21 protein-coding genes are annotated in these 22,910 nt (G+C 66.0%); 8 read left to right on the top strand and 13 right to left on the bottom strand.

All coding sequences use genetic code 11. The features are described from left to right. Window positions 1–601, top strand: a 601-nt coding sequence (locus G3N97_RS14220; protein WP_205993796.1) for a crotonase/enoyl-CoA hydratase family protein, incomplete at its 5' end; no start/stop codon positions are given. A 190-nt stretch (window positions 602–791) separates the two neighbouring features. Next, window positions 792–2,567: a winged helix-turn-helix domain-containing protein gene (locus G3N97_RS14215; protein WP_205993794.1), complete on the top strand. Its 1,776-nt coding sequence runs from the start codon at window positions 792–794 to the stop codon at window positions 2,565–2,567. 68 nt (window positions 2,568–2,635) lie between these two features. Here G3N97_RS14215 and G3N97_RS14210 read toward each other — a convergent pair whose 3' ends face one another. Continuing rightward, window positions 2,636–2,896: a hypothetical protein gene (locus G3N97_RS14210; RefSeq protein WP_241030574.1), complete on the bottom strand. Its 261-nt coding sequence runs from the start codon at window positions 2,894–2,896 to the stop codon at window positions 2,636–2,638. 428 nt (window positions 2,897–3,324) lie between these two features. Between G3N97_RS14210 and G3N97_RS14205 the strand changes: the two genes are divergently transcribed. Then, window positions 3,325–4,509 (top strand): MFS transporter, encoded by a 1,185-nt coding sequence (locus G3N97_RS14205; protein ID WP_205993792.1) that lies wholly within the window; start codon window positions 3,325–3,327, stop codon window positions 4,507–4,509. Between the two features lie 113 nt (window positions 4,510–4,622). Then, window positions 4,623–5,786, top strand: a complete 1,164-nt coding sequence (locus G3N97_RS14200) for an MFS transporter (RefSeq protein WP_205993790.1) — start codon at window positions 4,623–4,625, stop codon at window positions 5,784–5,786. A 580-nt stretch (window positions 5,787–6,366) separates the two neighbouring features. On the opposite strand, the gene fahA is transcribed toward G3N97_RS14200, so the two are convergent. Both fahA and hmgA read right to left on the bottom strand, forming a co-directional pair. Continuing rightward, the gene (gene fahA / locus G3N97_RS14195; RefSeq protein ID WP_205993788.1) at window positions 6,367–7,683 is read right to left on the bottom strand and encodes a fumarylacetoacetase; all 1,317 of its coding nucleotides are present in this window, start codon (window positions 7,681–7,683) and stop codon (window positions 6,367–6,369) included. Next, window positions 7,680–9,038: a homogentisate 1,2-dioxygenase gene (hmgA, locus tag G3N97_RS14190; protein ID WP_205993786.1), complete on the bottom strand. Its 1,359-nt coding sequence runs from the start codon at window positions 9,036–9,038 to the stop codon at window positions 7,680–7,682. The genes fahA and hmgA overlap by 4 nt, the downstream gene beginning before the upstream one ends. A gap of 329 nt (window positions 9,039–9,367) precedes the next feature. Between hmgA and G3N97_RS14185 the strand changes: the two genes are divergently transcribed. Continuing rightward, window positions 9,368–10,195: an EAL domain-containing protein gene (locus G3N97_RS14185; protein WP_176080444.1), complete on the top strand. Its 828-nt coding sequence runs from the start codon at window positions 9,368–9,370 to the stop codon at window positions 10,193–10,195. Window positions 10,196–10,280: 85 nt separating this feature from the next. Here the strand turns inward: G3N97_RS14185 and murB are convergent, their stop codons facing one another. Continuing rightward, entirely contained in the window at window positions 10,281–11,345 is a 1,065-nt protein-coding gene (gene murB / locus G3N97_RS14180) for a UDP-N-acetylmuramate dehydrogenase (RefSeq protein ID WP_205993784.1), read from the bottom strand. 194 nt (window positions 11,346–11,539) lie between these two features. On the opposite strand from murB, the gene G3N97_RS14175 reads away from it, so the two are divergent. Next, window positions 11,540–12,025, top strand: coding sequence for a YajQ family cyclic di-GMP-binding protein (locus tag G3N97_RS14175; RefSeq protein WP_065057196.1), 486 nt, complete (start codon window positions 11,540–11,542; stop codon window positions 12,023–12,025). Between the two features lie 162 nt (window positions 12,026–12,187). Here the strand turns inward: G3N97_RS14175 and G3N97_RS14170 are convergent, their stop codons facing one another. From G3N97_RS14170 to queG, 9 genes are all read right to left on the bottom strand, one after another. Further along, window positions 12,188–12,688, bottom strand: a complete 501-nt coding sequence (locus G3N97_RS14170; protein ID WP_205993781.1) for an SRPBCC family protein — start codon at window positions 12,686–12,688, stop codon at window positions 12,188–12,190. A gap of 39 nt (window positions 12,689–12,727) precedes the next feature. Further along, a complete protein-coding gene (locus G3N97_RS14165) occupies window positions 12,728–13,039 on the bottom strand; it encodes a metalloregulator ArsR/SmtB family transcription factor (protein ID WP_110325511.1) in 312 nt (103 codons plus the stop codon). A gap of 73 nt (window positions 13,040–13,112) precedes the next feature. Then, a complete protein-coding gene (locus G3N97_RS14160) occupies window positions 13,113–13,667 on the bottom strand; it encodes a DUF2442 domain-containing protein (RefSeq protein ID WP_241030573.1) in 555 nt (184 codons plus the stop codon). Between the two features lie 473 nt (window positions 13,668–14,140). Then, complete coding sequence (locus G3N97_RS14150; protein ID WP_205993775.1) at window positions 14,141–15,940, bottom strand: methyl-accepting chemotaxis protein; 1,800 nt, start codon at window positions 15,938–15,940, stop codon at window positions 14,141–14,143. 247 nt (window positions 15,941–16,187) lie between these two features. After that, a complete protein-coding gene (plsY, locus tag G3N97_RS14145) occupies window positions 16,188–16,811 on the bottom strand; it encodes a glycerol-3-phosphate 1-O-acyltransferase PlsY (protein ID WP_205993774.1) in 624 nt (207 codons plus the stop codon). Window positions 16,812–16,996: 185 nt separating this feature from the next. Continuing rightward, the gene (ybaK, locus tag G3N97_RS14140; protein WP_065057360.1) at window positions 16,997–17,488 is read right to left on the bottom strand and encodes a Cys-tRNA(Pro) deacylase; all 492 of its coding nucleotides are present in this window, start codon (window positions 17,486–17,488) and stop codon (window positions 16,997–16,999) included. 45 nt (window positions 17,489–17,533) lie between these two features. Beyond that, window positions 17,534–18,574 carry a site-specific tyrosine recombinase XerD gene (gene xerD / locus G3N97_RS14135; RefSeq protein ID WP_205993771.1) on the bottom strand — a complete coding sequence of 347 codons (1,041 nt, stop codon included), beginning with the start codon at window positions 18,572–18,574 and terminating at the stop codon, window positions 17,534–17,536. After that, a complete protein-coding gene (locus G3N97_RS14130) occupies window positions 18,571–19,065 on the bottom strand; it encodes a methylated-DNA--[protein]-cysteine S-methyltransferase (protein WP_241030575.1) in 495 nt (164 codons plus the stop codon). The genes xerD and G3N97_RS14130 overlap by 4 nt, the downstream gene beginning before the upstream one ends. 196 nt (window positions 19,066–19,261) lie before the next feature. Beyond that, window positions 19,262–20,629, bottom strand: a complete 1,368-nt coding sequence (gene queG / locus G3N97_RS14125; protein WP_205993770.1) for a tRNA epoxyqueuosine(34) reductase QueG — start codon at window positions 20,627–20,629, stop codon at window positions 19,262–19,264. Window positions 20,630–20,646: 17 nt separating this feature from the next. On the opposite strand from queG, the gene tsaE reads away from it, so the two are divergent. Together tsaE and G3N97_RS14115 are read left to right on the top strand one after the other, a co-directional pair. After that, window positions 20,647–21,258 carry a tRNA (adenosine(37)-N6)-threonylcarbamoyltransferase complex ATPase subunit type 1 TsaE gene (gene tsaE / locus G3N97_RS14120; protein WP_205993769.1) on the top strand — a complete coding sequence of 204 codons (612 nt, stop codon included), beginning with the start codon at window positions 20,647–20,649 and terminating at the stop codon, window positions 21,256–21,258. Beyond that, window positions 21,240–22,796, top strand: coding sequence for an N-acetylmuramoyl-L-alanine amidase (locus G3N97_RS14115; protein ID WP_205993765.1), 1,557 nt, complete (start codon window positions 21,240–21,242; stop codon window positions 22,794–22,796). The genes tsaE and G3N97_RS14115 overlap by 19 nt, the downstream gene beginning before the upstream one ends. Window positions 22,797–22,910: the final 114 nt, after the last annotated feature.

Here is a 22,910-nt window from a genome sequence, read left to right as displayed (position 1 = left end):
GGGCGCCGATCTCGGTGCGCTCAACGACGACGCGCGACGCAACACGCTGCGCGAAGACGGCAGCGGGCCCGGTCCGCTCGGCCCCACGCGCATGCGGCTCGCGAAGCCGTTCATCGCGGCCGTGACGGGCTACGCCGTCGCGGGCGGCCTCGAACTCGCGCTGCTCTGCGATCTGCGCATCGTCGAAGAAGACGCCGTGCTCGGCGTGTTCTGCCGCCGCGTGGGCGTGCCGCTGATCGACGGCGGCACGGTGCGTCTGCCGCGCCTGATCGGTCTGTCGCGCGCGCTCGATCTGATCCTCACGGGCCGCGCCGTCGACGCGCGCGAGGCGCTCGACTTCGGTCTCGCGAATCGCGTCGTCGGAAAAGGACGCGCGCGCGCCGAAGCCGAAGCCGAAGCGCTCGCGGCGACGCTCGCTGCGTTCCCGCAAGCCGCGCTGCTCGCCGATCGCCGCTCGGCCTGGGACAACAGCGCGCTCGACGACTTCGCCGAAGCGTTGCGCCGCGAAGGCGCGGGCGGCTATCGCGCGGTGCTCGACGAAGGGCTGCCGATGGCCGCGCGTTTCGCGCAAGGCGCGGGACGTCACGGCGAACCGCTTTGAGCGCGCGAAAATCTAACCTCACATGATTCTTGAAGGCCTTTGTTCAAGGCGCTAAATTGAAACTGTCAGTCGCCACGATGCACCGCCCGCGCCGTCCGCCACACTGCATCGGCCCGCTTCCTTCCGGGCAATCCTCAGACGAAACGCCGACGCGAACAACAACCCCGCACGCGCATCAGGGAGTGATCCCATGTCGTCGGATCGCGTCATCCGGTTCGCGGATTTCGAGCTCGATGTCGAGCGTTATCAGCTTCGGCGCGACGGCGAGGCCGTGCGGCTCGAACGCCTGCCGATGGACCTGCTGATCCTGCTCGCGTCGCGGCACGGCGAACTGATCTCGCGCGCCGATATCGTCGAGCGTCTGTGGCACGGCAATCCGTATCGCGACACCGAGAACGGCATCAACACGGCGATCCGCAAGATCCGCATCGCGCTCGCCGACGACCCGCTCAAGCCGCGCCATCTCGTGACCGTGAAGGGCAAGGGCTATCGCCTCGACGGCGCGCGTTTTGCGAGCGCGCCGTCGAACGAGCCCGCCGCGCGCGCGGCCGTGCGCGTGCTGGTGCTGCCGTTTGCAAACCTCACCGGCGACGGTCGCGAGGAGTGCCTGTGCAGCGCGCTCGCCGACGAGATCTCGGCGACGCTCGGCGCGCTGGGCGCGGACCGTCTGCGCATGATCGCGCGCACCACGGCCGCGCGTTATCGCGACACCGCGAAGAGCATCGGCGAAATCGCGCGCGAGTTGAAGCTCGACTATGTGCTCGAAGGCTCGCTCACGCGCGACGCGCGGCGCGCGCGCATTCTCGCGCGTCTGATTCGTTGCGCCGACGAAGTGCAGATCTGGAGCCGCGCGCACGAACCGGTTTCGCCGCGCGCGCTCGATCTGCCGAAGGAAGTCGCGGCCGCCATCGTCGACGATCTGGCCTCCACGCTGTCCGACCAGCAGCGCTCGCTGCTCGCGCGTCGTCTGCCCGTCGATCCGGCGGCGCATGACGCGTACGTGCGCGGGCGCTACTTCTGGTATCGGCGCGTGCATTTCGACGCCGCGTTCTGCGCGCATCACAACATCGACGGCGAGGATTTTTCGCGCAGCCGCGCCTATTTCGAAGCGGCCATCGAACGCGATCCGAACTACGCGCTCGGCTATGCGGGGCTCTCGAACTATTACGGATCGACGGTCGTGCACGGCCTCTACGCACCCGACGACGGCTGGCCGCTCGCGCGCGCGCTCGCCCACAACGCACTCGAACTCGACCCCGATCTGCCCGAGGCGCATCACGCGCTCGCCGCCGTGCGCTACTTTTTCGAGTGGGACTGGCCGCGCGCCGAAGCCGGTTTCAAGGAAGCGCTCAAGCGCAACCCGAGCTATCCGGAAGCGCACCGGCTCTACGCGCGCCTGCTACTCGCGGCGGGCCGACGCGCGGAAGGCCACGCGGCGCTGGAGCGCGCGGAGAAGATCGATCCACTCGCGTTCCAGGGCTCGCGCGCGTTCGGCATGGTGCTCGCGGGCAAGCATGCGGAAGTGGCGAGCGAGTATCTGTCGCCGGGCCATCGCGAGCATGCGCCGCTCGTCTATCAGGTGCTGGCGACGGCGTTCGAAGTGAAAAAGCACTACGCGCAGGCCGTCGACGCGACCGAGGAAGCGCTGGTGCGCTGCGACCAGCACGCGCGCGCGGCGGCGATTCGCGCGCAATGGGATGCGGGCGGTTACGACGCGGTGCTGCACTGGTATCTCGACGATCTGCTCGAACGGCGGCGCTGCCAGTACACCTCGCCGCTGCTGCTCGCCGAACTCTACGCGCGGCTCTCGCAACCCGAGCCGATGTATCACTGGCTCGACGCCGCGCTCGCCGAGCGCAGTTCGCGGCTCTGCGAATTGCGCTCGAATCCGTGGTTCGCGCCCTATCGTCCGGGCGGACGCATGCGCCTGATCGAAAAGCACATCGGCGGCAGCCAGCCGCGCTGAACGCCGCGCGCCTGGCCGCCGCCGATCTGCCGTCCGCTGCGAGCGGATGCCGTCCTGGTTACCGCGTTTCAGTTACCGTGATAGAGGTCGTTGTTCAGACGCGCGCGTTCGCCCGACTGCTCGGAGCGCACCAGGTCCTGATAGACCTGCGCGTGCGTGAGCGCGATGGGCGCGCCCGACGCGCTGTTGTTCATGGGCGTGCCGCCCACGTCCTGCGATGCCGACGGCGGCGGCGACGTCGTATCGGTCGACGAATCGGCCCAGGCAAGTCCTGCCAGCAAGGCGGCCGAGCAGGCCACCGCGATGCGTACGGTGCTCAAGGTGTTCATGTCATCGCTCCAGGAAAGAGTCGCGCATCCCCAACCGGCCCGCGATGCGCGTCGCGGACGATGCAGCCCGCGCCGCAAACTGGCGTGGCGGCGAGCCCCGCGTGCGCGGAGCCTTGACTGGCGCGGGCTGGATCGTGAAAGCATGGTGCGGCTCGCGTCTGCGCCGCACCATCGACGTAACCTGAAGAAATCGTCAAGACACCACCGTCGCGAGCCGTGTTGCGTAAGAAGAACGCAAGAAAAGCGTGCCGGATGCGGCGCGGCGCATTTCAGTACAATTCGGCATTGGCTTAATCAGTACGCCAAATTCAGCACGTTCAGCACAATCAGCACGACCGTCGCACAAAAACAGCGCGCGAGCCGCTCACCGCCGGCCTCGCGAACCGAACCGACCACGCCGTCCCCGCCGAGAACCGGCCCACACGTCCATGCCCTTGCCCCTGCTTGCCCTTGCCGTCGCCGCGTTTGGTATCGGTACCACCGAATTCGTCATCATGGGATTGCTGCCCGACGTCGCGCGCGATCTGTCCGTGTCGATTCCGGCCGCCGGCATGCTGGTCTCGGCGTACGCGCTGGGCGTGACGCTCGGTGCGCCCATCGTGGCGATCGCCATCGCCAACGTGCCGCGCAAGGCGGCGTTGATGCGGCTGATCGGCATCTTCATCGTCGGCAATCTGCTGTGTGCGCTGGCGCCGACCTATTCGATCCTGATGGCCGCACGCATCGTCACGGCGTTCTGTCACGGCGCGTTCTTCGGCATCGGCTCGGTGGTGGCGGCCGGACTCGTCGCGCCCAACCGGCGCGCCCAGGCGATCGCGCTGATGTTCACGGGCCTCACGCTCGCCAACGTGCTGGGCGTGCCGCTCGGCACCGCGCTCGGTCAGCTTGCGGGCTGGCGCACGACGTTCTGGGCCGTGACGGTGATCGGTCTCTTCGCGGCGCTCGCGCTGCAAGTGTGCCTGCCGAAGCACATCGAAATGCAGAAGGCGAGCCTCGTGCACGAATTCAGCGTGCTCAAGAATCCGCAGGTGCTGATGGTGTTGGGCATGAGCGTGCTGGCGTCGGCGAGCCTGTTCTCGGTGTTCACCTACATCACGCCGATTCTCGAAGACGTGAGCGGATTCTCGCCGCACGAAGTGACCTTCGTGCTGCTGCTGTTCGGCCTCGGGCTGACGGTGGGCAGCACGCTCGGCGGCAAGCTCGCCGACTGGAAGCTGATGCGCTCGCTGCTGAGTCTGCTCGCGATGATCGGCGTGCTGCTCGCCGTGTTCGCGTTCACGATGCACGATCAGATCGCGGCGATGGCGACCATTTTCGTGTGGGGCGTGCTCGCGTTTGCGATCGTGCCGCCGCTGCAGATTCTCATCGTCAATCGCGCGAGCCATGCGCCGAACCTCGCCTCGACGCTGAACCAGGGCGCGTTCAACCTCGGCAATGCGAGCGGCGCGTGGATCGGCGGCGTGGCGATCAGCGCGGGCGCGCCGTTGACGTCGCTGCCGTGGGTCGGGCTCGCGATGGCGCTCGCCGCGCTCGGGCTCACCTTCGTCTCGGCGCAGCTCGAGCGACGCGCGCGTCGCCGCGTGGCGGTCAACGGGCCGACGTCGGTCGCCTGAGCGGGACGTTTCGACTTGAAGCTCGAAGCCCGGAGCGAGGACGCGCTGATTGACTGACGTAGCGCGGCAGCCCATGCCGCGTTTTTCGCGTGCGCAGTGTAGGATGGCGCCCGATGAAAACCGTCCTTACCCGAGATTTCCTCGCGCTGATCCTGAGCGTGGCCGTGGTCGGCCTGGGCTCCGGCGCGACGCTGCCGCTCACGGCCCTCGCCCTCACCGACGCCGGTTACGGCAGCGCCATCGTCGGCCTGCTGACTGCCGCGCAGGCGCTCGGCGGGCTGATCGTCGTGCCACTCACGGCGTGGATCGCGGGGCGATTCGGCTCGCGGCAAGTGATCGTCGGATCGGTGATTGCGGTCGCGGCGGCCACTGCGCTCATGCAGACCTGCGCGAATCTGTGGGTGTGGGCGGCGCTGCGGATGGTGTGCGGCGCGGCGCTCATGCTGCTGTTCACGATCGGCGAAGCGTGGGTCAACGAACTCGCGGACGATTCCAATCGCGGGCGCGTGGTCGCCATCTACGCGACGACCTTTACCTTGTTTCAGATGTCCGGGCCCGTGCTGGTGAGCCAGATCGCGGACTATACGGCGTGGCGGTTTGCGATCTGCGGGGCGATTTTCCTGATCGCGTTGCCGATGCTGTTTGCCATCCGGTCGAGTCCGCACAAATCGGATCTGCATGAGCCGCATGGGAGTTGGCGGCATGTGTTGCCAAAGATGCCGGCGCTGATTATCGCGACCGGTTTTTTTGCGTTGTTCGATACGCTTGCGCTGTCGTTGCTGCCGCTATTCGCGATGGGGCATGGGATTGGGAGCGAGCTGGCCGTGCTGTTTGCTTCGGTTGTGTTGCTCGGCGATACGACGATGCAGTTTCCCATCGGGTGGCTCGCCGATCGGCTTGGGCGCGAGCGGGTGCATGGGTTGATGGGCCTGATCGTCGTTGTGTTGTTGCCTTTGTTGCCTTTTGCTGTGGGGACGCCCTGGTTGCGGTGGCCTTTGCTCTTTGTTTTGGGGGCCGCTGCGGGGTCTGTTTATACGTTGGCGATTGTTGCCTGCGGTGAGCGGTTTGAAGGCGGGGCGCTCGTTTCGGCTAGTGCGCTTGTTAGTGCTTCATGGAGTGTGGCCAGTTTTGGTGGGCCTATTGTTACCGGGGCTCTGATGGAGCGTGCCGGGCGCGATGCCATGGTTTGGGTTTTGTTTGGGGCCGCTGTTGTTTTTCTTGGGGCTTTGAGGTGGGAACGCGTGCGAGGTTTGGCTACTGCTTCGCATATTCGGTGATTTTTTTGTTTTGGCTTTTTCCTGTTTTCTTGTCGGTATGCAGGCGTTGCCCCTGTGCGGGGCGGCACCTACTTTTCTTTGCAGCGGCAAAGAAAAGTAGGCAAAAGAAAGCCGCTCACACCGCTAATGCTTCGCTGTGTTTCACTCGCCCTCCCTCGGAGTGGTGCAGGAGCATCCGTCACCCCGCGCCCTCCCACGTAGTGACAAGGCATCCTCACATCCCGTTGCGCTCAACGCGCAACGGCCGGGTATGCGGGGGGAAACCACGGGTGCTCATTGAATTTTCGGGGCACTCGCAAACCTTCGGTTTGCTGCCATGCCCCACGGGGCGCGGAGCGCCCCCGGATGAATGACGGCTTTGTCACTCAGTTGGGTGGTGCGAAGCGACAGACGCCCCGGAACCACTACCTGCGAAGGTGCGAGGTGGACGGCGTCACACTGGCGGTGTGAGCCGCTTTCTTTTGCCTACTTTTCTTTGCGGCTGCAAAGAAAAGTAGGTGCCGCCCCGCACAGGGGCGACGCGTGCACACCGACACGAAAACAAGAAAACAACAAACAACAAAAGCCCAAAAACAACCAATCACCCCACCGCAGCCACAACCTCCCCAACACACTCCCCAAACCCCACCCGATACCCCTCCCCCTGACACCACCCCCGCAGCGTCAACACATCCCCATCCTCAATAAAACCCCGCGTAGCGCCCCCTTTCAACTCAACAGGATTCTTCGCGTTCCAGGTAATCTCAAGCAAGCTCCCAAACGAATCCGCCGTAGGCCCGGAGATCGTCCCGGACCCCATCAAATCGCCGACGCGCGTGTTACACCCGCTCACCGTATGATGCGCAAGCTGCTGCGCCATGCTCCAGTACATGTGCCGGAAGTTAGTCCGCGAAATCGTCGACGCCTCCTGCGCCCCGGCCGGCTGCAACAACACTTCCAGCTCGATATCGAAAGCATGCTCCCCGCCATGCCGCAAATACGCGAGCGGCTGCGGCTCCTGCACCGGCTGCGCAACGCGGAACGGCTCCAAAGCATCAAGCGTCACAATCCAGGGCGAAATCGTCGAAGCAAAAGTCTTCGCATTGAACGGCCCGAGCGGCACATATTCCCACTGCTGAATATCGCGCGCGCTCCAGTCGTTGAGCAGCACCATGCCGAAAATATGCGCCTCGGCGTCCTCGCACGCGATCGGCTCGCCCAGCGCATTGCCGCGCCCGATCACGAATCCCGTCTCCAGTTCGATATCGAGCTTGCGGCACGCACCGAACACCGGCCGATCCTGATCCGGCAACTTCAACTGCCCATTGGGCCGACGCACCGGCGTGCCGCTCACCACCACGGAAGAAGCGCGTCCGTTATAACCGATCGGCATTTCCGACCAGTTCGGCAATAGCGCATTCTTCGGATCCCGAAACATCGATCCCACGTTCGTCGCGTGTTCCTTCGACGAATAAAAGTCGGTATAGCCCGGAATATTCACCGGCAGATGCAGCGTCGCATCCGCGAGCTTCACGAGCGCGCGCGCACGCAAAGCCGCGTCGTCGCGCAAGGCGGCCGTATCGCGCGCAAGCAGCGACGAAAGCTGCACACGCACGCTGCGCCACACGTCGCGACCCAGTTCGATGAAGTCATTGAGCGCGCCGCGCGCGAACACGTTCTGCTGCACCGAAGCCGGCAGCCTCAGCACGCCCGCGTCATGCAACACCGCCAGGTCGATCACCGAATCGCCGATCGCCACGCCCACGCGCGGCGAGGCATGCTGCGCCGTGCTGAACACGCCGAACGGCAGATTCTGGATCGGGAATTCGCACGCGGCGTCGTTGGCGGACTCGATCCAGCTCTTGCGCCGCGGGTCGAGCGTGGCGCGCAGGTCGTCGGGAAGGGATTGGCTGCTCATTGCTGCTCCGGATTGAAATGTTTTTCGAGGCCTTGCCAGCACTCGTAGTAATGCGCCTGCAACTGCGCCGTTTCGAGCGCGAAGCGCGTCGGCCGGATCAGCGTGCGGGTCTCGAACATGAACGCCATCGTGTCGCCGACCTTGTGCGGCTTCGTCGTATCGGCGTTCGAGGCTTTTTCGAAGGTCTCGGCGTCCGGGCCATGGCCCGACATGCAGTTGTGCAGGCTCGATCCACCCGGCACGAAGCCCTCGGCCTTCGCGTCGTACGCGCCGTGCACGAGGCCCATGAACTCGCTCGCGACGTTGCGGTGATACCAGGGCGGACGGAAGGTGTTCTCGGCCGCGAGCCAGCGCGGCGGGAAGATCACGAAGTCGATCGAATCGACGCCCGGCGTGTCGGTCGGCGCGTGCAGCACGAGGAAGATCGACGGATCCGGATGGTCGAAGCTGATCGAGCCGATCGTATTGAAGTGGCGCAGATCGTATTTGTACGGCGCGTAGTTGCCGTGCCAGGCCACCACGTCGAGCGGCGAATGGCCGATGTCGGCGCGCCAGAGCTGACCGTTGAGCTTGGTGACGAGCTCGAACTGTCCTTCGAGATCTTCGTAAGCGGCGTGCGGCGTGAGGAAATCGCGCGGATTCGCGAGGCCGTTCGAGCCGATCACGCCCAGATCCGGCAGACGCAGCAGCGCGCCGAAGTTTTCGCAGATATAGCCGCGCGCCGTGCCGTCCGGCAGATCCACCGTGAAGCGTACGCCGCGCGGAATCACCGCGATTTCGAACGGCTCGACGTCGAGCTTGCCCATTTCCGTGCGAATCGACAGGCGCCCTTCCTGCGGCACGATCAGCAGTTCGCCATCGGTATTGAAGAAGAAGCGGTCGGTCATCGCGCGGTTGGCCGCGTAGAGATGGATCGCGCAACCGCTCATCGACGCCGCCGAGCCGTTGCCCGCCATCGTCACCCAGCCGTCGATGAAGTCGGTCGGCTCGGACGGCATCGGCAGCGGATCCCAGCGCAACTGGTTGGGCGGCGTGGGCGGCACGTCGTTGAAATCGGCGACGAGGCGCGTCGCGCCGCCGATCTGGGCGTGCGCGACGAGCGGCGTGAACGGCTGATGCACCGCGCCCGGACGGATCCGATAGAACCACGTGCGGCGGTTGTGCGAGCGCGGCGCCGTGAAGGCGGTGCCCGAAAGCTGCTCGGCGTAGAGGCCGTACGCGCAGCGCTGCGGCGAGTTCTGCGCGGCCGGCAGCGCGCCGGGCAGCGCCTCGGTCGCGAACTCGTTGGCGAAGCCGCTCATGTAGCCGTCGGTCGCGGCGCGATTGGCCGCGGCGTGGCGCAAGGGTGCATTCATCACTGTCTCCATGTTCTGCGTGCAGACGCGTCTTCAGCATAGACGCCCCTCGGCACGCCGACTTTCGATTGATCGAGCCTGGCGCGTCGGCTTTCTCTGACAGAATCCGTCGCGCGATTTACGAATAGTAAAACGGATTATGATTAGTGAAATTCAACGTAAACCCTAGGAGGACGCTGAAACCCCGGCAAAGCTGCGCTTGCGTGGATATCGTTATCACCAATCCATGCATGCCGCGGGCCGGCGGACTGCTAACATCGAGTCATGCGGCCCCGAGGCTGCCCGATCCGATCACTCCGCGCTCCGAGACGCCTTCTTTTTTCGTCACCATGCTTGCTCCCACCATTCCCGCGCTCGTCGCCCGCGCCGCCGATCACCCTTTTCTCGGCGAGCATCTGGCGATGGGGACCGGCGCGCACAGCGCCGTGGCCGTCGCTCACCGGCGCGGCGTGGAGCTGCTGAGCGCCTACGAACCGATCTACGACATCAGCGTGCACGGCGGCGCGCAATCGCTCACGGCCGATCTCGCGCAGGCCTCGCGTTTCGGCGACGAACTCGGTTTTCAGGCCGTGACGCTGCGCGAAGTCGACGGCAAGATCGGGCCCTACGATCCGTTTTCCGATTCGCTCGACGATCCCGAGCTGGTCGCGCTCGACCGTTGCGTGCGCGCGCTGCACACGATCAACTTTCTCGGCTCGCAACAGCATGGGCTGCTCTTTCTGCGCGTGCACGAGCGTCTGCTCAAGAGCGTGAAATACGATCACGGGCGGCACTTTTCGAACGTGCTGGTCTCGTTCGGTCTGAATCCGGGGCGAGTGGTGATCGAGTTGCCGGCGGCGGCGGTCGCGCACCGGACCTTCGTCGGCTACCTGACGCAGAGTTATCAGCGCTATGGCTTCAAGGTGGCGGGCAATCTGCCGAATGCGGGCCAGATTCTTTCGGTTTCCGACATGGCGCGGCTCGATTTCGTGAAGATGGATGCCGGCTCGGCCCTGCGCGATTCGATGGTGAAGCCGCTCGTGAGCTACGCCGCGCGCCTGCGCATCCCGCTGATCTTCAACCGAGTGGTCGATGCCGCGCAGTTCGAGCAATTGCAGCAATACGACGTGCGCTTCGTGCAAGGGCCGGTGTTCACCGCGCAGGACAGCGCGGCCTGAGACATTCCGCCATGAAAAACGCCGCGCTTTCTTGCGAAGGCGCGGCGTTTTTTTTGTGCGTGGTTTTACGCGACGGACGAAAGGCCTAGAGGCTGATCGGTTCCTGCTCCAGCTCCACGCCGAAGCGCGCGAGCACGTCGTGGCGGATCGCCTGAGCCAGTTCGAGAATATCCGTACCGGTCGCGCCGCCACGGTTCACGAGCACCAGCGCCTGACGCTCGTGCACGGCCGCCTCGCGCAGCGCGCGCCCTTTCCAGCCGCACTGGTCGATCAGCCAGCCCGCCGCGAGCTTCACGCGCCCGTCGGCTTGCGGATACGACACGACGCCCGGCTCGCGCATGACGAGCGCGTCGAACTGCTCGCCCTCGATCACCGGATTCTTGAAGAAGCTGCCCGCGTTGCCGAGCACGCGCGGATCGGGCAGCTTGGCGCGGCGCACGGCCACCACGGCGTCGAACACGTCCTGCGCGCACTGCGCTTCGCTCATTCCGCGCTGCGCGATTTCGCGCGCGAGATCGGCGTAACCGGCGTTCGGCTGCCACGTCTTCGGCAGACGGAACGTGACCGCCGTAATCACGAAGCGGTCGCGGCCTTCGCGCTTGAAGAAGCTGTCGCGATAACCGAACTCGCAGGCGGCCGCGTCGAATTCATAGGGCGTGCCGGTCTCCACTTCGATCGCGCGCACGGCCGCGCAGCGATCGCCCATTTCCAGCCCGTAAGCGCCGATGTTCTGGATCGGCGCGGCGCCCACCGTGCCGGGAATCAGCGCAAGATTTTCGAGGCCGGGCATGCCCGCCGCGAGCGTCCACGCGACGAAATCGTGCCAGTTCTCACCGGCGGCGGCCTGGACGTACCAGGCATCGTCGTCCTCGTGGACGACGCGCTTGCCCGCCAGCGCGACCAGCAGCACGAGGCCGTCGAAGTCGCGCGTAAGCACGACGTTGCTGCCGCCGCCCAACACGAGCGTGCTCAAGCCTTGCGCGCGCGAATCGCGCACCGCGGCGACGAAATCGGCCTCGCTTTCGACGCGGCACGCATAGCGCGCGCGCACATCGAAGCCGAACGTGTTGTGCGCACGCAGCGGATATGCGGCGGCGAACCACACGCTGTTGCGCGGGGACGGATCAGCAGACAAGGCGGAAGCGGACATCGCGGAAGAACGGATACGGAAAAGACGGACGGAAGACGCGGGCCAGATCAGGCCAAGCCGGGCAACCTTGGGCAAACACGAAGGCGCCGGTAAAATAGCGTCGGTCCGTGATTATAGCGAGTGCGCGCGACGCCGCCGGAAAACGCCGGTGCGGCCCGCCCGCGCAGCGCCACTCGCACTTTTGGGAGAAAGCAATGCCATCGTTTGACGTCGTCAGCGAAGCCAACATGATCGAAGTGAAGAACGCGATCGAGCAATCCAACAAGGAAATCTCCACGCGCTTCGACTTCAAGGGCTCGGATTCGCGCGTCGAGCAAAAGGAACGCGAGCTGACCGCGTTCGCCGACGACGATTTCAAGCTCGGCCAGGTCAAGGACGTGCTGCTGTCGAAACTGGCCAAGCGCAATGTCGACGTGCGTTTTCTCGACTACGGCAAGATCGAGAAAATCGGCGGCGACAAGGTGAAGCAGATCATCACCGTGAAGAAGGGCGTGTCCGGCGATCTCGCGAAGAAGATCGTGCGCCTCGTGAAGGACAGCAAGATCAAGGTGCAGGCGAGCATTCAGGGCGACGCCGTGCGTGTGACCGGCACCAAGCGCGACGACCTGCAAAGCGTGATCGCCATGCTGCGCAAGGACGTGACCGACACGCCGCTCGACTTCAATAACTTCCGCGATTGATGCTGAGCGACTGAGCGTTCGCGAACTTTCGCGAACGCTCGCAATAGTCGGTTCGGCGGGCGCGGCGCGCACTCACGTGTGCGCCGCGCCCGCTTTGCATTTCTGCGCATTTCTGCGCATTTCTGCGCATTTCTGCGCATTTTTCCGCATGCTTTCAGGCCGTCAGTCGGGCTTGAACAGCAGCGGCATCATCACCTCGCCCGTTTCCAGCAGCGTCTTGAGGTTCGAGAGGATGAGCGGCCAGCCGCCCGACACCGCCTCGATAAACTTCGACCCCGGCCGCGCCATTCGGTGCGTGACCGTGAGCTTCGCCACGTTGTCCTGCGCGACGATTTCCATCGTGCACAGCGAGTCGCCTTCCGCGTTCAGGTCGGGGCGAAACAGATTGCGCCAGCGGATCACCAGTCGGTGCGGCGGCTCGGACTCGACGATCTCGCCCGAGTCGGCCACGCGGCCATCGGCGAAACGCAACTGCCACGGCGCACCCGGCTGCCAGTCGCTTTCCGCGCGCACGCCGTGCCAGTAGCGCGCGGTGAATTCCGCGCTCGTGAGCGCCGTCCAGAGCGCCTGCGGCGTGGTGCGGATATAGGTGACGTAGACGAACACCGACTCCTGCGCGGCGTGCGTGCCGGCCTGCGTTGCTGCACGGTCTTGCTGGCTCATGGCTGCCTCCTGCCTTCGATGCCTGCGCGCTTCGCGCGCTTACTCCTCGAGCGAATGTTTGAGTTCCACGAGCGCGTCCACCTGCGCGCGCTCGAACTTGCCGATCCAGCGCGCGGCCATTTCGCCGATGGGCACCGGATTGATGAAATGACGCTTCTCGCGCCCTTCGCGACGGGTGACGACGAGATTCGCCGCTTCGAGCACGCCGAGATGCTTGGTGACCGCCTGGCGCGACATCGTCAGACCTTCGCAGAGCTGCGAGAGCGTCTGGCCATTCCTGGCGTGCAGCCGGTCCAGCAACTGGCGGCGGCTCGCGTCTGCGAGTGCGCGAAATACGGCGTCGTCGTTCATGGACTTTATTATGCAACCATATGGTTGCATGTCAAGGTAAAACCGGCGCGAACTGTGCGAGCACGTACGACGCTCATGGACGCTTGCGCGCCGCCTTGCCAGCCACCACGGCGGTTGGCCCTGCCGCCGCGCGACTCACCGACTCGCTGGCGAGCGCCTGCGCGCCAGCGCCGGATGTGACGGCCTTGCGCGGCCGCCCGCCCTTACGCCCGTTCTCGCGCGCGGCGGCGGCCTTCGCCGGCGACTTGACCGAGCCCATTTGACGCGCCAGATCGCGCATCCAGAGCTTCGTGCCGTAGACGCCGCGCAGCAGCCCCGGCGCCCACACCGACTCGTCCAGGCGCGGGAAGTAGATCGACTGCCCGCCGCCCCAGATTTCGACTTCGGCGAGCTGGGCCGGCGTGGGGGCTTGCGCGAGCATCTGCAGGTCCTGAATGAGCGCGATGGGCACGGCGATGTCTACACCGTTCGCGAACGACACTTCGAGTTTGTGATGCGTACGGCTGTACCGCGCGGCGACCGCAACCGGACTCGCCTGTGCCGCCCCCGCTGCGGCGCCGAACTGCTCGCGGCCGATGGATTCGCCGCCCACGGACTCGTGGTTGAGATGCTCCCTGCTGCTGGCCATGTTTGCGTTCTCCAGGTTTCGATGCGCTGCCATTCGCGACACAGATGCGCGACTTCGGGTTCGATGGCCTGCGCGAGGCGCGCCACTTCACGCTCGCCGAGCGCGAAGCGTTCGCGCAACGCCAGTGGCCCGAGCGGGCAATTGAGGTTGAACACACACGAGCCTTGCGGACTCTCGACATGCACGTGCGCGGGCCGATGATCGTTCGAATAGATCACGACGCGGGCGCCGGATACGCGAAGCAGTGTGGGCATGGCGTAGACAATAACCTAACGTTGGGTTTCTGGAGCACCGCGCGGCCCGCATTCCGTGCACTCTCTTGCACTGGATCAATCCCAACGGGCGGCGCGATCGAGAACACAGCTTAGCCACGCGCGCCGCGCCTGAAACCTCGTCCGAATGGCGTAGGACGCCTCATCGGGCGAAAAAAAAGCGGCGCCTGAGCGCCGCCTGTTTTTTCCGCGTGTTTGACGTCAATCGAGCCTGAACTGCCCCACCGCCTCCGCGAGCCGCATCGCCTGGCCGCGCAGCGCCGACGCCGCCGCCGTCGACTGCTCGACCAGCGCGGCGTTCTGCTGAACCATTTCGTCGAGCTGGCTCACGGCGCGGTTCACTTCCTGAATGCCGCGCGTCTGTTCGCCGGCCGCGTTCGTCACCTCGGCGATGATGGTCGTCACGTTCGACACGTTCGCCACGATCTCGTCCATCGTTTCGCCCGCGCGGCGCACGAGTTGCGAGCCGGAATTCACGCTCGTCACCGTCGATTCGATCAGCGCCTTGATCTCGCGCGCCGCCTGCGCGCTACGCTGCGCGAGGCTGCGCACCTCGCCCGCGACCACCGCGAAACCGCGCCCCTGCTCGCCCGCGCGCGCCGCTTCCACGGCCGCGTTGAGCGCCAGGATATTGGTCTGGAACGCGATGCCGTCGATCACGCCGATGATGTCGGCGATCTTCACCGAAGCCTTCTCGATCGCGCCCATCGTATCGACGACGTCGTTGATCACCGCGCCGCCGCGCGACGCCACCACCGACGCCGAATTGGCCGTCACATCCGCCTGCTGCGCCGCGTTGGCCGACTGGCCGACCGTCGCCGTGATTTCTTCCATCGACGCGGCCGTTTGCTCGAGGCTCGCCGCCGCCGATTCGGTGCGGCCCGACAGATCGACATTGCCCGCCGCGATCTCATCGCTCGCCGTGCGCACCGACTCGCTCGCATCGCGAATATGGCGCATCACGTCGCGCAGTTTGTCCATGAAGGCGTTGAACGAGCGCGCGATCTGCGCCACTTCGTCGTCGCCCGTGGCGGGCAGGCGCTGCGTGAGATCGCCCTCGCCCGCGCTGATCGCGTCCATCGCGTCGCGAATGCGCGAGAGGCGCTGGAACGACACGGCCGTGACCGCGCCCACCACCAGCGCCGCCACCACGGCCACCACCACGAGCGCGATCAGCGACGCCGTGAGCAGCGAGCGCATGCCCGCCGTGGCTTCGCTGCGGTCGAGCGCGACGATCAGGCGCCAGTCGGTGCCCGGAATCGGCTGCGCGCGCATCAGCTTGGCGTCGCCACCCACGTCAAAGGACGGCGGGCGCGCCGACGCATCGAGCGCGGCCAGCTTGTCGCCCGTCAATTCCGGCGCAAGGTCGGTGACCGGCTTGAGCGTGAGCTTCGCGTCGTTGTGCGCGACGATCTGGCCCGTGCTGTCGACCAGCATGCCGAAGCTCGCGGGCGTCGGATGGATCGACTGCACGTTCGACACCACGTCGTCCATCGCGACGTCGCCGGAAATCACGCCCTTCACCTGGCCGTCGCGGATCACGGGCGCGGCGAACGCCACCACCAGCTTGCCGGTGCCCACGTCGACGTAAGGCGGCGTCAGCACGCCCTTGCCCGCCGCGACCGCCTGCTTGTACCAGGGACGGCCGGTCGGATCGTAATCGGGCGGAATGCCGGTCGGATCGGAGAATTTCGCGGTTTTATCGGCGTAGCCCACGTAGACGTTGGTGAAGCCACCCGCCGCCGCGACCTGCTTGAGCGCCGCCGTCGGATCGGGCTGAAGCACCGCGTCCTGCAGCGATTCGATCATGCGCGCGTGCGTCGCCGCCCATTCGCCGATGCCTTCGGCGTGACTGGCCGCGACGGCCGAGAGCGTGGCGTCGATCGAATCCTTGTTGTGCGAGCTGGCGACGTAGTAGTCGAGTGCGGTATTGGCGGCGAGCGCCACGACGACGATAGAGACGCAGAGCGCGACGATGCGCGCGCGAATAGTGGAGAACATGGGGAGCGCCGGGGGAAGGAGTAGTTCGGACCGCGAGTACGTATGGCACAAAGAAAATGACATACGCGTTAACGGCCCGCCGGCAGGCGACTTAAGGCGCGATGTTGGTGCAAATGCGCACAAAATGCGGCCAAACGTCAGACAAATGCGCGTAACTGTTCAGACGACACGATCCGGAAATGCGTCCCGGATCACAACTTGAACATCTTGCTCGGGCGCCGCGCCGCGCTTCCCTCGCGGCGCGCGCTCACTCGCTCGCGGCGGCCTTCTTCTTTTTATCGCCGATACGGCTTTCGGTGCCGTTCATCAGCTTGCCGATGTTGGCGCGATGACGCCAGAACAGCAGCGCGCTCATGGCGAGAATCGCGAGCGCGATCACGTGCGCGCCGAACATGAAGACGTCGAACAGCGGCGCGAACACCGCGGCGGCCAGCGCCGCCAGCGACGAATAGCGCGTGAAGAACGCGACGATCAGCCACGTGAGCAGCGTCAGGCCGCCGAGCACCGGATTGATCGCGAGCAGCACGCCCGCGGCCGTCGCCACGCCCTTGCCGCCCTTGAAGCGGAAGAACACCGGGTACAGATGGCCGAGGAACACGGCGATGGCGGCCAGCGCGACGGCCGTGTCGCCGAGACCGAAACGCGGCCCGAAACGCACCGTGAGCCAGACGGCGAGCCAGCCCTTGAACGCGTCGCCGATCAGCGTGAGGATCGCGGCCTTTTTGTTGCCGCTACGCAGCACGTTGGTCGCGCCCGGATTGCCGGAGCCGTAGGAGCGCGGATCGTCGAGGCCCATAAAGGCGCTCACGATCACCGCGAACGAAACCGAACCGATCAGATAAGCCAGAACGGCGACGAACAGGTTGTACATGCACGAAACCCGAAGTAATTGAAACGAAGCGTGAGACGAAGCGCGCGGGGCCCGGCCCGCAGCCAATGCCCGCAACGGCCGCGCCGCGGCGGCGAAGGCGCTCATTCTACCGAAGCGCGAGCGCGCCTTGATGGCGCGCCAGGGTAATCAGGGAGCGTACCGGCCCGCGCGCGGTGCGCCGAAGCTTATTCGACGCTCGCGCACTGCACCGGCTTCGCGTCGAGCAGCGACGTCAGCACGGCGGGCGCGAGACTCACCAGATAGCCGCGTTTGCCGCCGTTGAGCCAGATTTCGTCGAGATCGAGAATCGTCGCTTCGACGTAGACCGGCATACGCTTTTTGGTGCCGAACGGCGACGTGCCGCCGACCAGATAGCCCGAATGACGGTTCGCGACTTCGGGCTTGCACGGTTCGACGCGCTTCGCGCCGATTTGTCGCGCGAGATTCTTCGTCGACACCTTGCGATCGCCGTGCATCAGGACGATGAGCGGCTTCGCGTTCTCGTCCTCCATCACGAGCGTCTTGACGACGCGATGCTCGTCCACGCCGAGCTGACGCGCGGACTCGCCCGTGCCGCCATGATCGACATACTCGTAAGGATGCTCGCCGAACGCGACGCCCGCGCGGCGCAGCATCTGCGTGGCGGGCGTTTCGGAGACGTGTTTCGATTTGCTCATGGCGCGCATTGTAATGCGCGAGCGGCGTGGGCCACGCGCTCGCGCTCAGCCGCGCGGATGATGCTTCTGATGCAGCAGACGCAGACGCTCGCGCGCGACGTGCGTGTAGATCTGCGTGGTCGAGATATCGCTGTGGCCGAGCAGCATCTGCACCACGCGCAGATCGGCGCCGTGATTGAGCAGGTGCGTGGCGAACGCGTGGCGCAGCGTGTGCGGCGACAGCGGCGCGTGCACGCCCGCGTTCAGCGCGTGACGCTTGATGATGTGCCAGAACTGCTGGCGCGTCATGCCGTCGGCGCGCGCCGTCACGAACAGCGCGTCGGCCGGGCGCGGACCGAGCAGCGCGGGCCGCGACTCGCGCAGATAACGTGTGATCCACGCCGACGCCTCTTCGCCGAACGGCACCAGACGCTCCTTCGAGCCCTTGCCGAGCACGCGCACGACGCCTTCGTTCAGGCCGACTTCCACGGTCTTGAGCGTGACGAGTTCGGTCACGCGCAGTCCGCTCGCGTACATCAGTTCGAGCATCGTGCGGTCGCGCAGCCCGAGCGGCGTGGCCACGTCGGGCGCGTTGAGCAGCGCTTCGACCTGCGCTTCGGTGAGCGTGGTGGGAAAACGCGGCGGCTGTTTCGCCGAACGCACGCGCACGGTGGGATCGACGCTCACGCGCCGCTCGCGCAGCGCCCAGCCGTAGTAGCGCCGGAACACCGACAGACGGCGATTCGCCGACGTCGATTTGTCCTCCTTGCGGCGTGCGCTGTAGGCGTAGAGATCGTCTTCGTGCACGCCGTCGAGACCGTGCTCGCGCGCGCGCGCGAGCCATTCGGCGAACAGGCGCAGATCGCGCCGGTAGGCGTCGAGCGTGTTGCGCGAGAGACCGTGTTCGAGCCACATGGCGTCGCAGAACGTGTCGATGGCGAGCAGGCTCGTGGCGAGCGTTTCGGCGGCGGTGGCGGAAAGCGGTGCGGTCTCGTCGATGTCGATGGCGTCATCGGCATCGTCGAGGTCTTGTGCATCGTCCTCGAAATCGGCTTCGTGATCTTGCGCGTCTTCGTGCGAGTTTTCGTGCGCGGGGGTGTTCGTCATCGGATTCTTACGCCTTCATGGGCGAGCAGCCAGCGTTTGACGTCGCGGAAAAAGCCGTCGCCGCCGTGGTGATTGAAGCCGCCGATGCCGCTCGCCGCGACCACGCGATGGCACGGAATCACGATCGGCAGATAGTTCGAGCCGCACGCCTGCCCCACCGCGCGCGCGCTGATGCTGCCGACGCGTTGCGCGAGTTCGCCGTAGGTCAGCACCGCGCCCGCCTCGATCGAGCAGATGCCGTCCCAGACGCGGCGCTGAAAGTTCGTGCCCGGCGACGCGAGCGGCAGATCGAACGACGCGGACGCATCGTCCAGGTAGCGCACGATCTGCGCGGCGGCCAGTTCGGCGAGTGCGGAATCGGGCGCGACACCCGGCGTCGAAGCGGGCAGATAGTGGATTTCGCGCACGCCGTCCGCGCTCGTGACGATGCCGACCTTGCCGAACGGCGCGTCGATCACCGCGTTGTAGACGCGCGGCGCGAGCTTGCGCAAGGCCTGCCGGCTCGGCGTGCGCGCAGGCGCATCGGTGGAAAGATCTGCGGGCACGTTCGCGGGAATGTTCGCAGCGGCGCGCATCGCCGCGTCCTCCGCGTCGTCCCACAGTGAATACGTTGCCGATGCGCTTGCCAATGGTTTCGTCATCGCCGCTCTCCTTGAATCGCCGCGCCGGTTGGGTCGACCATGCCGATCATGCTGCTTCCAGCGCCCATTGCACATGTTCGCGCACGACCGCCGATTCGTCCTGCGCGCGCGCACGCAGCGCATCGACAATGGCTTCGCGGCGCGCGCTTATTTCGCCTGTTCCGGTCGCTTCGTCCACGCGCAGCGCACGCAGCGCATTACCCATCGCCACCGCGATATTGCGCGACCAGCTTTCGTAACCGATGCGCCGGATCGCGCTGCCCTGCATGCGCTCGTCGAACTGCGCCGCGCTCCAGCCGAACAGCTCGACGAGACTCGCGCGGTCGAGCCCGTGGCGCACGTCGAAATCGGCGACCGGCGCGGCCTTCGCGAACTTGTTCCACGGACACACGAGCTGACAGTCGTCGCAACCATAGACACGATTGCCGATCAGCGGCCGCATGTCCAGGGGAATGCTGCCTTTCAGCTCGATCGTCAGATACGAGATGCAGCGGCGCGCATCGACGCGATACGGCTCGGTGATCGCGCCCGTCGGACACGCGTCGATGCAGCGCGTGCAACTGCCGCAATGCGCGCCGGGCGTTTCGGGAGCGGCGCTGGCCGGATCGTCCGCATCGGTGGGCAGCGGCACATCGACGTAGATCTCGCCGAGAAAGAACAGCGAGCCCGCGTCGCGCTGGAGCAGCAGCGTGTGCTTGCCACGCCAGCCGATGCCCGCCTTCTGCGCGAGCTCCACTTCGAGCACGGGCGCCGAGTCGGTGAAGACGCGAAAACCGAATGCGCCGATCTCGCCCTCGATGCGCTCCGCGAGTTGCTGCAAACGCGCGCGCATGACCTTGTGATAATCGCGGCCGCGTGCGTAGATCGACACCACGGCGGCGTGCGGATCGGCGAGACGCGCGTGTTCGCGCTGACGCCAGTCGTCGTGGATGGCGTGCGAGCGATGGCCTTCATCCGCGCCTTGCGAAGCGCTTTCGGCGGGCTGACCTGCTGCATGCTCCGTGGCCGCGGCCGTCGACGGATCGAGCGTGGCGGCCGGCAAATAGGCCATGCGCGCGGTGATGACACGTCGCGTACCGGCAACGAGCTCGGCGGGCCGGGCGCGTTTCATCCCATGTTTGGCCATATAATCCATCTCGCCGTGGCAGCCCGCTTCAAGCCACGCGGCAAGGCCCGCCTCGGCATGGGACAGGTCGGTGTCGCTGATACCGATCGCACCGAACCCCAGCTCGCGTCCCCATGCGCGGATTTGCGTCGCGAGCGCGGCCAGCGCCGCTGCGTCGAGCGTCGCCGACGCGCCGGCGCCCTGCGTCTGCTGCGCGCACGACGATGCACGCGACGCACTCGCCTCGTCAGGCTCGCGCGCGGCCTCTGCGGCCAATGTCTGGTTCAACGGGGAATGCGAGGGGTTCATCACGCCATTTTACGAGAATGCCCGACACGCCCGGTCACGACCACGCGAGCCTGCCCGCCGCTCCTGTTCTGCTCGAACGCCGTTTCGAGCTCGCGGATGAAAGCGCCACCGATGCGTTCGGCGCGCGTTTCGCACACGCGCTCGACGCCGTACGCGCCGCCAGCACGCAAGTTTCCCGCCAGCCTGCCGACAATACGGCCAGTTCCGCACGCCACGCAGCCGTCAACGCGTTCGGCGGTCTGCACGTTCAGCTACTCGGCGACCTCGGCGCAGGCAAGACTTCGCTCGTGCGCGCCTCGCTGCGCGCGCTCGGCCACAACGGACGCGTGCGCAGCCCGACGTACACGCTCGTCGAGCCGTACACGGTTGCGAGCGCGAGCGGGGAACTCCAGCTCTATCACTTCGATCTGTATCGTTTCAGCGACCCGGCCGAATGGGCCGACGCCGGCTTCCGCGAATATTTCGCGCAAGGGGCGGTGTGTCTCGTCGAATGGCCGCAACGCGCGGGCGGCCTGCTCGGCGTGCCGGACCTGGTGTTCCAGCTCGAACCCGGGCCGGACGGCGAAGGCCGCGTGCTCACCGCGTACGCATACAGCGCATCAGGAAAGGCATGTCTAGAAAGATGTTAATCAAACCGTTCCGCTCGATCGAGTCCGCCGCCACCGCCACGCACAACTGGCGACGCCGGCAGATTCTGAAGGCGGGCGCGTCCACGCTGGTGCTCGGCCTCGCGGCGCCGCGCCTCGCCTGGGCGACCTCGGTCATGGGCGTGCGCGTGTGGCCCGCGCGCGACTACACGCGCGTCACGATCGAATCCGATCAGGCGCTGACGACCACGCAAACGCTGCTGCAGAATCCCGACCGCCTCGTGGTCGATCTGAGTGGCCTCGACCTCGACGACGCGCTCAAGAATCTCGTCTCCAAGATCACGCCGAACGATCCGCAGATCCAGGCCGTGCGCGTCGGGCAGTATCAGCCGCACGTCGTGCGCATGGTGTTCGACCTGAAGGGCTCGGTGAAGCCGCAGGTGTTCACGCTGCAGCCGGTCGGCTCGTACAAGTACCGGCTGGTGTTCGACCTGTATCCGGCCGTCGCGCCCGACCCGCTCATGGATCTGCTCGCGCAGACCGAACACAAGCAGCAGCAGCTCGACGCCCACGAGGCGATGCGCCAGAACACGCCGCCCACGCCGTCCACGCTCGCGGGTCCGAACACGCCGCCGCGCCACGACAACAGCGAAGACTTCTTCCAGCGCTACGCGCAGAACGACGGCGGCGCGCCTTTGGGATCGTCGGGACCGTCGTCGCCGCGTCCCGTGGCGCCGGTGCCGCCGACGGTCGTCGTCAAGCCGAAGCCCGCGCCGAAGCCGCCCGTCGTCGCCCAGACCGACGACGACTCCGACAAGGACGACGACAACTACGGTTTCACCGCGCCGAAGTCCGGCAAGGGCGGCACCACGCGCCTGCTCACGGTCGCGATCGATCCGGGCCACGGCGGCGAGGATCCGGGCGCGATCGGCGGCGGCGGCACCTACGAGAAGCACATCGCGCTCGACATCGCCAAGCGCCTGCGCGCGAAGATCGACGCCCAGCCCAACATGCGCGCGATGATGACGCGCGACGCCGACTTCTTCGTGCCGCTGAACGTGCGCGTGCAGAAGGCGCGCCGCGTGGGCGCGGACCTGTTCGTGTCGATTCACGCCGATGCGTTCACCACGCCCGCCGCGCGCGGCTCGTCGGTGTTCGCGCTTTCCGAGCATGGCGCGACCAGCGCGGCCGCGCGCTGGATGGCGAACAAGGAAAACTCGTCGGACCAGATCGGCGGCATCAACGTGAAGACGGCGGACGCCGCCGTCAACCGCGCGCTGTTCGACATGTCGACGACGGCGCAGATCCGCGACTCGCTGCGCTACGGCGGCTTCGTGCTCAACGAGGTCGGCGAGATCAACAAGCTGCACAAGGGCTCGGTCGAGCAGGCCGGTTTCGCGGTGCTCAAGGCGCCCGATATTCCGTCGATCCTCGTGGAAACCGCGTTCATCAGCAATCCCGAAGAAGAGCAGAAGCTCAACGACGAGGCCTATCGCGACAAGATGGCCAACGCGATCATGAAGGGCATCAAGCGCTATTTCGCGGCCAATCCGCCGCTCGCGAAGAGCCGCATGACCTGATCGATCGACGCGTCAGATGTGAAAACGCCGCGCCTTCCTTCCGGAAGCGCGGCGTTTTTTCATGCGCCGATGCCGCGAATTCAAATGTGCGTGCTCAGGTGCGTGTCAGCTGCA

The sequence above is a fragment of the Paraburkholderia sp. Ac-20347 genome, assembly GCF_017104805.1.
Classification (GTDB): Bacteria; Pseudomonadota; Gammaproteobacteria; order Burkholderiales; family Burkholderiaceae; genus Paraburkholderia; species Paraburkholderia tropica.
Note: the sequence above shows the minus strand (reverse complement) of the source record. Positions and strands in the feature narration are given on the sequence as shown.

Excerpts from the sequence above, each read along its gene's own strand:
- G3N97_RS14200 (WP_205993790.1), top strand. The coding sequence starts at position 4,623 with ATGAAAACCGTCCTTACCCGAGATTTCCTCGCGCTGATCCTGAGCGTG.
- murB (WP_205993784.1), bottom strand. The coding sequence starts at position 11,345 with ATGTCCGCTTCCGCCTTGTCTGCTGATCCGTCCCCGCGCAACAGCGTG.
- G3N97_RS14175 (WP_065057196.1), top strand. The coding sequence starts at position 11,540 with ATGCCATCGTTTGACGTCGTCAGCGAAGCCAACATGATCGAAGTGAAG.
- G3N97_RS14165 (WP_110325511.1), bottom strand. The coding sequence starts at position 13,039 with ATGAACGACGACGCCGTATTTCGCGCACTCGCAGACGCGAGCCGCCGC.
- queG (WP_205993770.1), bottom strand. The coding sequence starts at position 20,629 with ATGAACCCCTCGCATTCCCCGTTGAACCAGACATTGGCCGCAGAGGCC.
- ybaK (WP_065057360.1), bottom strand. The coding sequence starts at position 17,488 with ATGAGCAAATCGAAACACGTCTCCGAAACGCCCGCCACGCAGATGCTG.
- G3N97_RS14205 (WP_205993792.1), top strand. The coding sequence starts at position 3,325 with ATGCCCTTGCCCCTGCTTGCCCTTGCCGTCGCCGCGTTTGGTATCGGT.
- hmgA (WP_205993786.1), bottom strand. The coding sequence starts at position 9,038 with ATGAATGCACCCTTGCGCCACGCCGCGGCCAATCGCGCCGCGACCGAC.
- G3N97_RS14185 (WP_176080444.1), top strand. The coding sequence starts at position 9,368 with ATGCTTGCTCCCACCATTCCCGCGCTCGTCGCCCGCGCCGCCGATCAC.
- G3N97_RS14215 (WP_205993794.1), top strand. The coding sequence starts at position 792 with ATGTCGTCGGATCGCGTCATCCGGTTCGCGGATTTCGAGCTCGATGTC.
- G3N97_RS14210 (WP_241030574.1), bottom strand. The coding sequence starts at position 2,896 with ATGAACACCTTGAGCACCGTACGCATCGCGGTGGCCTGCTCGGCCGCC.
- G3N97_RS14150 (WP_205993775.1), bottom strand. The coding sequence starts at position 15,940 with ATGTTCTCCACTATTCGCGCGCGCATCGTCGCGCTCTGCGTCTCTATC.
- fahA (WP_205993788.1), bottom strand. The coding sequence starts at position 7,683 with ATGAGCAGCCAATCCCTTCCCGACGACCTGCGCGCCACGCTCGACCCG.
- tsaE (WP_205993769.1), top strand. The coding sequence starts at position 20,647 with ATGCCCGACACGCCCGGTCACGACCACGCGAGCCTGCCCGCCGCTCCT.
- xerD (WP_205993771.1), bottom strand. The coding sequence starts at position 18,574 with ATGACGAACACCCCCGCGCACGAAAACTCGCACGAAGACGCGCAAGAT.
- G3N97_RS14160 (WP_241030573.1), bottom strand. The coding sequence starts at position 13,667 with ATGGCCAGCAGCAGGGAGCATCTCAACCACGAGTCCGTGGGCGGCGAA.
- G3N97_RS14170 (WP_205993781.1), bottom strand. The coding sequence starts at position 12,688 with ATGAGCCAGCAAGACCGTGCAGCAACGCAGGCCGGCACGCACGCCGCG.
- plsY (WP_205993774.1), bottom strand. The coding sequence starts at position 16,811 with ATGTACAACCTGTTCGTCGCCGTTCTGGCTTATCTGATCGGTTCGGTT.
- G3N97_RS14115 (WP_205993765.1), top strand. The coding sequence starts at position 21,240 with ATGTCTAGAAAGATGTTAATCAAACCGTTCCGCTCGATCGAGTCCGCC.